Source organism: Chloroflexota bacterium, from assembly GCA_014360825.1.
In the GTDB taxonomy this organism is placed as follows: Bacteria; Chloroflexota; Anaerolineae; order UBA2200; family JACIWT01; genus JACIWT01.
The window spans coordinates 1-14427 of the sequence record JACIWT010000035.1; the positions used below are offsets into that span (position 1 = coordinate 1).

Annotated in this window: 9 protein-coding genes; all 9 read right to left on the minus strand. The window is 58.3% G+C overall.

The window, feature by feature from the left end:
* Positions 1-82: 82 nt before the first annotated feature.
* A complete protein-coding gene (locus tag H5T64_12835; protein ID MBC7265222.1) occupies positions 83-2221 on the minus strand; it encodes a DNRLRE domain-containing protein in 2139 nt (712 codons plus the stop codon).
* A 198-nt stretch (positions 2222-2419) separates the two neighbouring features.
* The gene (locus tag H5T64_12840; protein ID MBC7265223.1) at positions 2420-3043 is read right to left on the minus strand and encodes a hypothetical protein; all 624 of its coding nucleotides are present in this window, start codon (positions 3041-3043) and stop codon (positions 2420-2422) included.
* Positions 3040-4623 carry a hypothetical protein gene (locus H5T64_12845; GenBank protein ID MBC7265224.1) on the minus strand — a complete coding sequence of 528 codons (1584 nt, stop codon included), beginning with the start codon at positions 4621-4623 and terminating at the stop codon, positions 3040-3042. Before H5T64_12845 ends, H5T64_12840 begins: the two co-directional genes overlap by 4 nt.
* Before the next feature lie 43 nt (positions 4624-4666).
* Positions 4667-5632, minus strand: a complete 966-nt coding sequence (locus H5T64_12850) for a hypothetical protein (protein MBC7265225.1) — start codon at positions 5630-5632, stop codon at positions 4667-4669.
* Positions 5633-5653: 21 nt separating this feature from the next.
* A complete protein-coding gene (locus tag H5T64_12855; protein ID MBC7265226.1) occupies positions 5654-6619 on the minus strand; it encodes a hypothetical protein in 966 nt (321 codons plus the stop codon).
* Positions 6620-6776: 157 nt separating this feature from the next.
* The gene (locus tag H5T64_12860) at positions 6777-10268 is read right to left on the minus strand and encodes a right-handed parallel beta-helix repeat-containing protein (protein MBC7265227.1); all 3492 of its coding nucleotides are present in this window, start codon (positions 10266-10268) and stop codon (positions 6777-6779) included.
* 214 nt (positions 10269-10482) lie between these two features.
* Positions 10483-12552: a right-handed parallel beta-helix repeat-containing protein gene (locus H5T64_12865; GenBank protein ID MBC7265228.1), complete on the minus strand. Its 2070-nt coding sequence runs from the start codon at positions 12550-12552 to the stop codon at positions 10483-10485.
* Between the two features lie 418 nt (positions 12553-12970).
* A complete protein-coding gene (locus H5T64_12870; protein ID MBC7265229.1) occupies positions 12971-13681 on the minus strand; it encodes a response regulator transcription factor in 711 nt (236 codons plus the stop codon).
* A 297-nt stretch (positions 13682-13978) separates the two neighbouring features.
* Positions 13979-14427 (minus strand): hypothetical protein (locus H5T64_12875; protein ID MBC7265230.1); only part of this gene is annotated, 449 nt, incomplete at its 5' end.

Consider the following 14427-nt stretch of genomic DNA (forward strand, 5'->3'; position numbering starts at 1 on the left):
TTTGCACTCAAACCCAGAAAGGGCAAGTGGAGACGTATATCCGCGGCTTATCCGACCTTTTCTCTCGGACGCCGAAGTGAGATCATTGCCAAATGTTATTCACCAGGATGGGGAGAAGGGCATGGTATGGTGGTGAAGGCGTCGGTGAGGGCGTCGGAGTATCGCCAGCCCACCTATCACCGAAGTTCACCCCTATCGTTACCATATCTGAGATGACCATCACACCTACGCGGTCAGTTGTGGTAGAAAGATAGCCAGGGGGATTATCCTCTGTGACTACGTAAATGCCCGGTGCCACATCGAAGAAAGCAAACCGCCCATCACGCTGGGTAGTGTAGGCCGGGCGGAGTTCCTGCGTCTTGGCACTATTCCAGAGACGAATGACTGCGCCAGGCAATCCCAGGTTGGCTTCGTCTGGATCCACGATCCCATTCCCATCCAAGTCTTCCCACACCATGCCCGTAATCGAGCCTGGCCGGGGTGTGTACGTTGGCGTGGGAGTAGGCGTGTGGGTTCCGGTGGGTGTCGAGGTAGGGGTGGCCGTCGGTGTCGGCGTGGGCAGGTAATAATTCACCACCAGTTTAGGCCGCCGCTGGGCGTAGTCACCGTAACAGTAGTCCGAAGACGCGAACCAGAACTCCTGTTTGTTGCCGGTGCCAATCAGGATCATACCATAGTTCGTAGCCGGGTTGGCTACCCAATCGCGCACCATATTCGTGACAGACCAGGCAATGACGCGCTTCTCAGAGGGCAGCAATGGTTGGAGAGTTTCAATATCCTCGGCGACACTCGCCCGATCCGAAGAACCATCGCAGCCAGCCACCTCCCAACGCAGACCAGTGCTGGCATGGCTCCACGTCACTTCACAGGCCGTCCAAGGCTTCAGCACACGGTAGATACCCACATCGAGAGACCAAGGAGAAGGGCTGTACGCGTCCCCGGGGTCCAAATCTTCTACATGGTCATTCTGCACCAATAATAAAGTGGCAGAGACGATAGAGGACCCCGCGGGGATAGGACGGAGGTCGAATTTAATCAGTGTCCGTCTCGAGCGGTCGTACCGCACAAACAGGCGGATATCTGTGCACCGTTGCGTGGTAGGAGCGATATCCACCGTGGTATCCTCGACCCCGACATAACTGCTGCTGGGGCTGACGCCGTATTGGAAAGCCATCACAGCGGGCGGAGCAGGAGGCGTTTGCGTGAGTGTCGGGGTAGCCGTGGGTGTCGGTGAGGGGCCTGGGGTATGAGTGAGTGTATGAGTAGGCGTTGGGCTCGGCGTCACCGGCGTGGGCGTCCAGGTGATGGTGGGCGTGGGGCTCGGCGTCACCGGCGTGGACGTCGAGGTGACGGTGGGCGTCGGGCTCGGTGTCACCGGCGTGGACGTAGAGGTGACGGTGGGCGTCGGGCTCGGCGTCACCGGCGTGGGCGTCCAGGTGATGGTGGGCGTCGGACTCGGCGTCACCGGCGTGGACGTAGAGGTGACGGTGGGCGTCGGGCTCGGTGTCGCTGTGCTTGTGGTCGTAGGCGACGCCGTTGCAGTGGACGTCGCCGTGGGGGTCGGGGATGATGTTGCCGTTCGCGTCGGTATAGGTGTGGACGTAGGCGTATGCGTCGGACCGGGTGTGACCGTCCCCACCACGATCATCCCATCTACCTGAGTTGGATACAGACCTACTCCATCGCGAGTGGAGCCTTTCACATAGTAGAAATCCAAGGCCGTGGTCCCAGGAGCAAGTCCAGAGAAGGTGATGGAGCAGACACGCCCCGTGCCAGTAAAGGGTTCCGCAGGGTTAATGTTCGTGACCACGTACCAGACGGTGCCAGTGATATTGTCGGCCTGGTTCTTGACAATGAAGTGATTTATGGGGTCAAAGACCTCCCAGAGAGGCGTAACCTGCCCGGAGGGCACGTTCACCAAAGTCTTGTCGAAGGAGAGGCGGAAGTCGAGACCATAGTAGTTCCCCACGTTCTCCAGCCAGACCTCCACTGTTACATTTCCTCCTACATCCACAGTGGCTGGTGAGGGGAGGATTTTGATCACGCCGGGCAAGTCTTGGGGACTCACCTCTTCTGACGCCGTGGTAGATCGCGATAGGAGGCTCAAAAAGAGCGCCACAGCCAACAAGCCAAACGCCACAGTGAGCGATACAATGGATATTCGCCTCTTCTGTAATCGTGTCGCCTTGTATTCTTCTAATCCATCTCTATTCTTTGCCATTTCGTTTCAGCCGAGCCATATAGAGAACGCAAGTGCGCAGACACGGCACAGGAAAGGCAATTCCAAATGACAGAGGAGGTGACTCTGAAAATCCCTTCCCCAAAACCTCGCACCATAAGACCAAGAAGAAGGCTGAGTGTATCACCCAGCCTTCTCGTCACAGCCCGACCGGGTATACTTTCCACCACGCCCCGGTCCCTACATCCCCACTGCTTTCTTCCAAATGATGGGCAGGTACAGATAGAAGCGATGCGCTGGTGGCGACCCCACCTCTATCGCACCGCCCAATTGCCTCGGATAGAGAGGGTCTCCATCGCGAGTGGACCCCTTGGCATAATAGAAATTCAGAGCCGTGGTGCCAGTAGTGAGCCCAGAGAAGGTGATGGAGCAGAGCCGCCCTGTGCCCGTAAACGGCCCAGCCGGGTTCAGATTGGTAACGGCATACCAGATGGTACCATTCTCGCTGTCCGCCTGGTTCTTGATGATGAAGTGGTTCACGGGGTCGAAAAGTTCCCAAAGAGGCGTTACCTGCCCTGAGGGAACGCTCACCAGGTTCTTATCAAAGGAGAGGCGGAAATCAATGCCATAGTAATTTCCGACGTCCATCAACCAGACTTCCACCGTCACGTTTCCGCCTACGTCTACCGTGGCCAGAGAGGGGCGAATCTGAATAACGCCGATGTTGCTCGCATCATAGGCCACTGCTTCTGCGGCGGGGTATCCCTCGGTGCAAAGGACGGCCAAGCCCAAGAAAATCAGGGATGCCAGGCAAAGCGCTGCCCCAATGATCCCTTTGAATTTGGCTTGTTGCACTCGTATCATCGCCATATATCCCAAAAGGTGAATGTGCGAAAGGCAGCCGGTGCACCTCCGCCCGATGTGGTGTTCACCAAAATCACCGGCAAGTAGAGTTCATACCGCGGTCGCGCATACCCAAACAGCACAGCCACTGCCTGATAATCGGTTACCAGTTCCACTGGCACGGGATCAAGGGGCGTAGTCCGCCGGTATCCGCTCAGGACATGATTTCTATCGCTCACAGTAACCAGGTACTGGCCCCGAGGCAGGTTGGTGAAAGAGAAGAAGCCGTTGGCTTTGGTTGTAGTAGTAGAGACCAGGATTTGATCAGCGATGGTAACTATTCCACTTGAACCCTCGTTGCGATACAGATCCACTGTTACGTTGCCGATGCCCTGCTCGTTCCAATCGAAGGCCCCGTTATAGTTGACATCCTCCCAGACCACCCCATCAATCACGCCTGAAGGGGGCGGTGTGATACTCGGTGTGGACGTGATGGTTGGCGTGTGGGTCGGTGGAAGCGTGTGCGTAGGAGTTGGGCTGTAGATTGGCGTATGAGTTCGTGTAGGCGTCTGCGTCGGTGTATGAGTAGGTGTGCTCGTCGCTGTCGGTGACGGAGTTACAATGTTACAGGCTAAGTTCACATTTTGGCCTGGTGGATGAGCACAAGTCCAATTGTACCACGACCAGCAAGTACCGCCGTCGGGCGTGCGCAATAGGAAGGTGACGTTAGACCCTGCGTAGCAGCACACCTGCATCTGATACCACCCGTTAGTCTGACTGGTCTGCCCTGTGCCCACCAACATCCCTAGAGACCAAGCCTGGATCTGGGTGTAAAGTGGTGCGGGCTGCCCATTGATCGTGACATAGCCCTGGACGGTGCTACATGGCGGTGTGCTCGTGGGTGTGGAGGTGGCAGTGGGAGTGTTCGTCGGCGTATGGGTTGGAGTATAGGTCGGGGTGTGTGTGGGCGTCTCAGTAGGCGTCGCTGTCGGCGAAGGAGTATGGGTTGGGGTTTCCGTAGGCCCCCGCACTACAATCTGCCCATCTACCAGCGCTGGCCAGAGAGCCGCTCCATCACGGGTGGAACCCTTGGCGTAGGTGAAGTGCAAGGCCGTGGTTCCGGGGGCCAGGCCAGAGAACGTAACGGAGCAGATTCGCCCCGTACCTGTGAACGGCTCAGCAGGGTTAATGTTTGTTACCGCGTACCACACGGTGCCATTTGCATTGTCGGCCTGGTTCTTGATGATGAAATGGTTGACGGGGTCAAAAACCTCCCAAAGAGGCGTTACCTGCCCCGAAGGAACGCTCACCAGGTTCTTATCAAAGGAGAAGCGAAGGTCAAGACCGTAATAGTTTCCCCCATTTTCCAGTAAGATGTCCACCGTTACATTGCCCCCCACATCTATTGTGGCCGAGGGGGGAGAAATCCGGAGCGTGCCCGGGAGGTCCAAAACGTCAACATCATCCGACGCCAGGGTAGATGGAGGTAGTAGATCCATGAAAAACACCGTTGCAAGCAAAACGAACCCTAAAATGACTGGTACTGTGTACAACTTTCTGCGCTGGACGGTTGTTGGGCTGCGATTTTCCATCTTCTCCATATTTCCCCGCTTTCTCCATGAAAGTAGCAGTCAAACTACGGGACTATGCCCATGGGACAGGGCTGGTGCACAGATAGTTGCCTGCGGCGATGACCATATCCACGATGTCCACCACCCCGTCTGCATTGATGTCTGCACGTTCTGTCAATGGGTCCACACTCATATCGTACTTGCCACCGATGATGCTCATATCGAGGATATCAATCTCATCGTCATCGTTTGCATCTCCCCCCAGCAGTTTCACCGTGGGGAGCACATTTTCCCCTCGGACGGGCGTCACCGCGCGCTGTGCATCCAGGTAGCGAGCCATCTCTACCGCGATGGTGTACGAATCCACAGGCAAGGTCAGGGTATACCAACCGCCCATGTCGGTGGTATCGCCAACACTGAGGGGCAAGGCTGTTACCTCTGCCCCGCTCCAATCGGTTCGTCCCTGCAATTCTACCTGTCCGGTGATGATTGCCTTGGGAAGGACTCGGATAGTCCCCGGAATCACCGTCGGTATCATCCGCTCTCCATCTCGGGATGCCAGGCGCGGATCGGAGATGTCCACAGTGGCCGTGTCCGGGAGTGTGGGAGGGCTTTTCCCAACGAACTGGACCCATGCGATGGGTCCTGAGCCTGTGACCGGGGGCGCGGGCCGCAGTTGCGTGGCCGCGAAATGAACAGTGCCCGCCACATTGTCTATTGTGGCCGACCACTGTGGTGGAGTGTAACCGGGGTTCAGGAAAGTGTCGTCAAACCCCGCCCCCTGCGCCTCCAAGAGATCGGGATCGAACGTCAGCACGAACTGATAGCCGTACACATTCTCACAAGTGAGGACAATGGTGACGGTGATCGCGCCATCGGCCTCCATGATCTCACCGGGAGGCGGAACCTGAACCTGGATTTCAGGTCCCGATTGCGCTCCCGCACAGACCACTCCCAGACTCATGATGAGAGAGACCAACACGAACACACCGACCAGCAAGGCCAGCCAGGGGTCTGGTTGTCTTCTGACATCCGACATGTTCTCCCACCCCTTCGTGTGCTATGTTGATTGCTTCGCCTTGCGCCGCACGACCCACACGATGATCGCAAGGACCAGCACGAGGACAGCGACCTCCAAAAGGAATGAGGTAGAAGGCCCGCCCGTGGCAGGAGGCGGTTCGCTGATCGGGGTCGGAGAGGGCGCGGCGCGCGTCGGCGAAGGCTGGCTCACCTCCGCAACGATGACTGGCGTGGCCGTGGGAGCGGGAACCGCCGTCCTTGCCGGTGTTGGGGTGGGCGGTGGCTCCGTGGGAGCAGTCGTCTGAGTCGGCAGCGGTGTGTCGGTGGGCGCGGGTGAGGTGGTCTCTTCGGCAGGCGCAGCGGTAGTCGGCGCTTCGGTGAGTATAGATGTTGGGCTCGCTGCTGGCGCCTGCGTGGGCACCCCTACCGTTGGCTGAGGTGGTGGCGGGGCCTCGGTCGGTGTGGGTGGCGCTTGCGCAGCCTCTACCACTCGAATCTCGCTGTCTGTGGTAGATGCGGGGATGGTTTCGCCTGTGCGCGTTGCCATCTTCTGGTAGGTGATGGTCAGTGGGCTACTGGCGACCGCGCGCTTTCCCTTGAAAGTGATGATATATGCAGTGCCACTGCCGTTCACCGCCTCGCTGGGGTTCAGTTGCGTCAGCGCAAACCAGATGGTGCCTTTCTCGTTGTCGGCGGTGTTGCGGATGACGAAGTCCACGCTCAGCAGATCGCCGGGCCGGACTTGGACGCCATCGGTGGTTGGATCGGCATCCACCACTTCCACGACTGAAGGGTCGAAACTGAGGCGGATGTCCAGCCCATAGAGGTCGCGCACATTCTCCACGCGGACCTCCACGGCCGCGGTTTGTCCCTCCCCGACCAGTGCCGGAGCGGGAATGAGATGGATCAGGGTAGTCTGTTGAGCCAAAACGCCACTCGTGCCAAGGAGCATGATGCAGAGGAGCACACAAACACAGGACGAAGTCTTGACCAAGATAGGTCGCATGATTCCATCCCCTTCGTGGTTGTTCTTAGCGCATAGATGTAGGGAGTGGCGGTCTCCGCCACCCCTCTCGATGGGTCTCACGACTTGGTGAAGCGGTCAAAGAGCACGCAAGTGTGGGGGCGACAGTCGCGCTGTCGCCCCCATACCCGGTACATTCTCACGCCCAGGGCACTGGGCTGGAGAGATCGTAGTTCCCCGCCGCCAGCACCAAGTCCAGGATGTCCACCATGTTGTCCGCGTTGATGTCCGCTCGTGGGTCGGTGATGTCGCTGCCAGACTTGCCAAATTGGCCACCGATGATGGTCAGGTCCGAGATATCAATAGTGTCGCTGTCGTCCGCATCGCCGCCCAGCAACTTCACCGTCCCCAGGTCCAGCGTCTCGCCCCCTACCACCACATCCTTGTAAGCATCCAGGTAGCGGGTCATCTCCACCGTGAACTTGTAGGTGTCATCCGTCATGTTGGCGAAAGAGTACGTGCCCCATGCCCCAGTGGTGTACGGCGCCGGATCATACCCGTAGGTCTGTCCAGGCTCCGGGTCTACCACCGCTCCAGAGTCGTTGTCTCGACCCTGCAGGTCCACCACACCGCTCACCGTCGTCGTGCCCAGGATGAGCACCGAGTCGTCGGTTACCGAGTCCACGTAGATGTTGATGCCACCCTTCGCGCCCAGCCTGACCGAAGCATCCTGGAGGTCAATGGTGGCGCTCTGAGAAGACCCCGAGATGTCCTGAGCCTGGAAGGTGATCCCCAAGATCACCCCGCCCGTGGCATCGTACTCCGCATCCGGCGCTTGGCGAGAGTAGTGATAGTGCACCGTACCCGCAACGTTGTCGTAGGTCTTGACGGATTCACCACTGGCCTTGAAGTCACCATCGGCCAGGGAGACCACCTGCAGTTTGGTCGGATCAAAGGTCAGGTCGAATTGGACGCCATACAGATGGTGGGTGTCGGTTTTGATGTAAGCAGTGAAGTTCTCGCCCTCGCGGACTGTCGCAGGAGCATCCACATAGAGTTTCCCGAACACCCAGGGATCGTAGTCCACGGATCCACTTACACCGTCACCGTTAGTGCCCGTAGGACCGTCAATGTCTCCCCACTCGTTGTACTCGGCAATAACACTGGTCGCACCGCCGTTGTTGATGCCATAGGCAGTGTTGGAACGGAAAGCGTTGCCGTAGACCTGCACCGTCCCGCTGGGAGTGGCGGTAAACTCGATCCCGTCTGAACCGTTCTCGTGGACATAGTTGTCTACCACCTTCAGCCCGGTGACTGCCCCCGCGAAGTACATGCCATCGGCTGGCCAGTTTCGGATCTCGCAGTCCCGCACCCACAGCCTCTGCACGCCGGCGTTGACATAGATGCCGCAGTCGCCAGGATCGCCACCCGTGCCGTCCAGGGTGATGCCCTCGATGGTTACGTCATCGGCGCTCACTGTGATGCCGTGCGAGCCAGGGCCGATGATGGTGCCATCCTCGCCCATGATGGTGATGCCCGCCTTGTCCAGCGTGATACCGCCTGTGTAGGTGCCTGCGCGCAGCACCAGGGTATCGCCGGCGGACATGGTGTCAATGAGGGCGTTGATGTCATCAGGATCGCTGGTGTTGTCCACGTAATAAGTATTGGAGCCGGGTGTGCTCGGATAGTTGCCCAGCCACGGCGAGTAGTCCACGTTGGCGCTCACCTTGTCGCCGGAGCCTGGCCCAACTGGACCGGGACCATCCGCCGCACCCCACCAGTTGAGCTCGGCGTCCACGTCGGATGTCATGCCGTCAACGTACATACCATATTGGCTATTTCCTGAGATGCTGTTTTGATGAAGGGCCAGAGAGGTGAAGGTGCCGGTCCCGCAATCGCTCGTGCACTTGTAGACGGTCACGCCGTAGCCCCAACCGGTAATAGTGTTATCTGTGGCAGTCAGGGACACGTTATCGTCATCGTACCCGCCTGCAATCTCTAGGCCCTCTGAGGTGTCTCCTCCACTTCCTGTAATGGTATTATCCGTAACGTTGATGGTGAGGTCCGCCATAGCACGGACGCCGGCAGCACTAACGTCGGTTTCGTCGAATGGGCTTGGGAGTGCCATTGGCGGGTCGCCGGCTATGATGCCATAGAAGTCCTCGCGACCGATGCCCGTATCGGAACCCGATACGTCGTTCCCTGAAATCGTGCCGCTTCCGCCCCAGAAGTAGATGCCCGTTTGGCCGTTGGTTACATCGTTGTTCGTCACGTCGGCATTGCTGTCCAGAACCAGTATCGTAGCGGCGGTCCAGGTTGGGCCCAGCCAGGACACATCGGACACGGTGTTACCGCTCACTGTCCCGCTCGCGCCCCATCCCACCTGAATGCAGTTCTGCGCCGTTACATTCGTGGGGCCATAGCCGGTGACAGTGTTGCCACTGACGTTGACCATCAGCCCCGTGCCATTCAGGGCCATGCCGTTCTTCTGGAAGTCGTGAATGTTGCTATTGGTAACCGTCAAGGTGCGAGGGGACCCATCCGCATTATATGCGTAGAGGGCTACACCATGCTGGGCGCCGCTCCACGGCGTGTCGCGGACATCCTTGATCTCCACCTCGGCCACCGTTCCACCTGCGTTGTAGTATCCAATGCCGATGAACCGGTAGTTGGCATTGCCTTTGCCTGCACCATCCACCATCAGGTTCTGGATGGTGACGTTGTCCGCGTCATGCACATACACAACGGGTTTGTTGTTATTCGAGCCGGTCGTGAAGTACTTGCTCAGCGCATCAGGCGATTGGATGACTGTGCTGGAACCCACGCCCTGCAATGTCAGGTTCTTTGTGACCTCCACCTGTTCGACGTACGTCCCCGCCGCGACATGCACGGTGCCACCCGAGGCGACAGCGTTGATGCCGTCCTGGATCTTGGCAAAGGCGTCGTAGCCATAGGTGTGCCCGCCCACGATATCGCCAGGATTCTTTCCGGCCCAATCGTCATCCACCCACACCTCCGATGGCGTTGAAAGGGAGACGTCATCGAAAGCCGCTTGGACCACATCCCAGTCGAAGGTGGGATACGTTGCAATCATGACTCCGCCTACGCCACTGGTGTACGAGGTATCTGTCGCCTTGATCATCCAGTGATCCGGTTCCGTAGTACCAGTTGTCCACACCTTGCCAACTAGCGTATTGCCAAAAACGGCGAATTTGACCGTCGTGTCAGCGACATTGAAGCTAGCCGGCTCGATGTAAGAAGGCGTAACGTCTTGGTATACACCTGCCACCAGTTTGCCAAACCAGTAGTGTGTGCCATTTGAACTAATGCCCATCAGGTATGCGTTCATGTTCGCAGGGTGGGCACGCGCCATAAGGTACGCCAGGAAATGGTCCTCGCTGGCCATCTGCTGGACCCGCCCCATCATCATATAGTTGCCGGCGGTGACATCAACGTAGCTGGCCAGCGCCTTGGCATCACCGCTCTCGCTTTCCGTATGCAACTCATAGCGATCGTTCTGGAAGACATGGGTACTGTTGTCACCCATGTCCACCACAACCCAAGTCTGCTGTGCCCCGCCATTGAAGTTGTCACTCCAGTCCGGGCCTGCCGCGCCGGCTGGCACGCTAACGGTGAGCAATACCCCCACCACCATCGCCAACGCAATCAGCAATCGAATTCCCTTGTTCATCCTAAATTCCCTCCTTCAGGAATCGTAGAGTAGATACAATATCTTTGTTGGAACTTTGCCCTCTTCCCTTCTCCCGTGCTCACCTCCTTTGGGGCGGTTTCTCGCTTCTCAGCGCGCACTGTATAGATCATGGGACCAGGGGCGAGGCGTCCAGAACCCCGGGGGCAAGGGGCTTAAGCCCTTGTCCCCTGCCCCCCGCCTTGTGGAAACGTTATCACGCCCAGGGCACCGGGCTGGACAGGCTGTAGTTGCCTGCGGCCAGCACCAGGTCCAGGATGTCCACGACACCATCGTAGTTGATGTCCGCGGGCGTGGTCGCCGGGTCTACCGTGTTGCCAAACTGCCCACCGATGGCGGCCAGGTCCGTGATGTCAATCACGTCGTCGTCGTTCACGTCGCCACCGAGCAGGGTCACCGTGCCCAGGTCGGTGGTGCCGCCACCGGTTACCGTCACCCCCGTCTTCTCCGCATCCAGATAGCGGGCCATCTCCGCCAGCACAGTGTAACCGCTCCCCTCCGGCACGTCGCTCACCGTGAACGAACCATTGGCGATGGTCACAGCGCTGTAGCCGCCAGGGACCACGTACACCCCCGCGCCGCTGTCATTGGCCCGGCCCTGCATGTTGACCACCCCGATGATGCTCCCAGTGCGCGCCTCGACGATGATCAGGTGATCCTGAATGGTGGCCGGGTACTCGTTGGCGTCCTTGTCCGCCAGTTTGATGTTCGTGAAGTGGATGGTGCTGGTGCCAGAAGCAACGCCGAGGAAGGTGATATCCGCCACTTCGTCGCCAGACAATGTCACATTGTTTGGATGCAGGTCTCTCTGCTGGCTGGCGGCGAATTTCACCGTCCCCGCACCCTCATCGGTCACGCCGTCCCAGACAATGTAGTCAGCGTACCATGGGCCAGAAGCCCACGAATGGGCAGATTTGTCCACCGGGGCGGTGTCATAGTTGACAATAAACTGCAGACCATACAGGCTGTCGGCCCAGATCTTGACATCCAAGGTCTTGCTCTCACCCACCTTGATCCGCGAAATCGCAGAGCCTACCGGAAGGGCCAGAGTCGTGGACCAAGGGTCCGCATCCACCCGCTCCGTGATGCCGTTGGCCTCCCCCGACCCAGGCCCGGCCGAGGAGCCCCACCAGTTGTACTCCGCCACCAGCGTCGTCCCGGAGTCCGAGGGATACTTGCGCACGCCGTAACTGGTGTGGCCGGTGATGCGGTTGTATTGCACCGTCGTGGCCGCCGCAGCATCGTTCTTGGATACATAGATGCCGCGCCAGTTGTCTTCTACCCGGTTGCGGACGATCTGATTGTTCAGCGCGCTGAGGCCATCCGTGTAGCCCTCGTCCGTGCTGTCGTAGCCGTAGATGACGATGCCGTAGTTGTTGTCGTGGCTGTAGTTGCTGCGGATGGTGTTGCCATCGCCGGCAAAGACGTAGATGCCGAAGGCTGCCTTGCCAGGCATCACCTCGGACGTACTGCCGTGGTTGTACGCCTCGTTCCAGGAAATAGTGCTGTCGTCCACGAAGTTGCACTGGATGCCCAGTTGATCTTGCAGGCCCGCCTTGCCGTTGTCATGGACGACGTTGCGAGTGATGAGGACGCCGCTGGAGCGCACCGTCTCGGGCCACCCACCGACAAAGATGCCCTGGCGGTCACAGTTGTACACCTCATTGTCGGTGATTTCCAGGTCGCTGTTGCCGGTCGAATCACCCCAGGCGATGATCCCGCAGCCATCTAGTTGATCCGTGCGGTGGATGGTGCAACTGTACACAGTGTTGTCGTGGACCTTGTTCGTGGTGCCGCTGCCCGTTTCCGAGAGGTAGATGCCATACTGGCAGTCGTGAATCGTGTTGCGCATAACCTCTACCCCGCGCACGCCATCCACGAAAACGCCACAGTAGTATTGGTCTGTGGCTTTGGCGTTCACAATGGTGAAGCCGTCAATCAGCACCCCGTTAGCGGAGACATGAAAGCCACTCCCCGCACCGTTTGCGTCCACCGTGGTCGCCGCTGCTCCTGCTACGGAACGGATGTACACCTGCTTGTTCACGGCGACGTTCTCGGTGTAGGTGCCGGGATAGACGTAGATGGAGTCGCCATCCGAGGCAGCGTCCACTGCGTCCTGGATGTTGCTGAAGTAGGTCGTGCCGTAGCCTGGCATCGAGGGGCTGAAATCATCGTCCACGTAGAGCGTGCCAGGATGGGCAGCGGCAGGGGTAACCATACACACGAAGAGCGCGAGGGTAACCAGCAGGGACAACTTCGTCTTCATCCTCTCCTCCTCCCTATGTGGCGGGATCTGCGGGTCAAAGGACAGGCACTGCTTCTTCATTGGCTAACGCGCGGCATCGCCTCCTTGTGAGCACGTAGCACTAAGCCTCTCCTGATCTGTCACTCCCTTTCATTTGTTGCAGGTAATAGGTAGGCTCATTTAAAGCCCACGGGCATACTGCCCGTGCACTCATAAACAGTATATCACAGTGAAGCGGGAAAAAACAGATACCGAAGTTCTCAACTGCGTGGGCAAAAGTACCATTTTGGGCTTGAGGAGAGCACTGCCCCCTCGCTCACACTCATTGCAAAAGCGAGGGGCATTTCGAGTGAAAAGGGGAATTTGGAAAAGGAGGAAACTACCCGCCCATCATTCGCTCCTGGGCGAGCAGTCGCTCAGGCAGGATAACACAGTCCTATCAATTGCTGCGATAACCCGTGTCAGAGTCGGACGGTTCTGGCTCAGTCATCACGTCTTGCAGCGAGAGGATGCCTCGTCGCAGGGCTGCTATTGCGGCTTCGGTGCGGTTGCGGACTCCGAACTCCCGAAAGATCGTGTTCAGGTTATTCTTGACGGTCTGCAGCTGTAATGAGAGCCGTCGAGCAATCTCCTGGTTGCTACACCCTCTGGCCACCAACCGGAGGATCTTGCACTGAGTCTCATTGAAGCCAGCCGCCTTGATCTTCGCATCCGCAGGGCGGATGTATTGATACTCCTCTCCAGAATCCAGGGGGAAGGGGTGGAATTGTGCTGTGGCAAGGGTATGGATAGCATTTGCGAGTTCATCTCCGCAGGTGATTCGCACCCTCATCCGCATCCCTGTGGCCGAGGTAAACCAATGCCATTCCCCATGGGCCTCATAGATAAGGATCTTCCTCCCCGGCTCCTGAGCGAGCATGCGCCGACACAGTTCGTCCGTCTCCATCCCCGGCAGAGACCCTCTTAATAAAATGATATCGGGTGATGATTCCCGGACTTTTTGGAGCAGTTCCTGGCAGGTGAAGGCTTGATCCGTGATCTCAATGTCGTACTTTGCCAAGAGGGCTGCCAAGAGTTCTCTGGATAGCACTGTGTCGTCGCCGAGCAGAAGCCTGACAACGTTGCGACCATCTCGCCATCGAAAAGCCATGCTTTGCTGACCCTCCATAGATACAACTATTGCTCTCATGCTACCAAAGTTGATGAAGGGCTAAGATAATGTGGCAGCAAAACTCGAGCAGTCACCTCTCAAAGGTGCATCGCGTTACACTCGTTCACTTGTAATGTACTAATGGTTTCATACAATATTATAACAGAACCGAACGGATAAAGGAAGGTACTGAAGTACGGACACGGCAGTGCCGAAAGTACCAAAAGGCATGTAAACCTGGCCACTGGACTAGGGCAATCATCCACGGCAACCCCCGACACATAGCCCCATAACCCCCTACAGCCGCGGCAGGTAGATGCGGAAGAAAGTCTGGAAGACGCGGTTCGTGTTCAGATAGTCGCCGCTGAAGCCCCCGACCGCGTAGATCACTGGGCCATCGCCTGTCTGGATGGTGGCTGCGCCCAAGGTGCGCCACTGTTCCAGGACCGGGGTCTCGAAAGGAGACCAGGTATCTTGCGCCACGTCGTATCGCTCGTTGAAAGATAGGCGGTTGATCCATCCACCACCGATGGCGTAGAGGCTGCCGTCGGCGGCAGCCAGGGCCAGCCCGCCCCGACCCTGGGCCATCGGCGCGCGGGATGACCAGGGATTGCTCCCGGCAGCCTCCGCCGCTGGGTCGTACACCTCGCAGAGATCGAATTCCGTAGCCCCATTGTAGCCGCCCACCACGTAGATCAGTCCGTCGAATTCGACGGCGCTGGCAAAGCCCCGCGCCGTGCTCATAG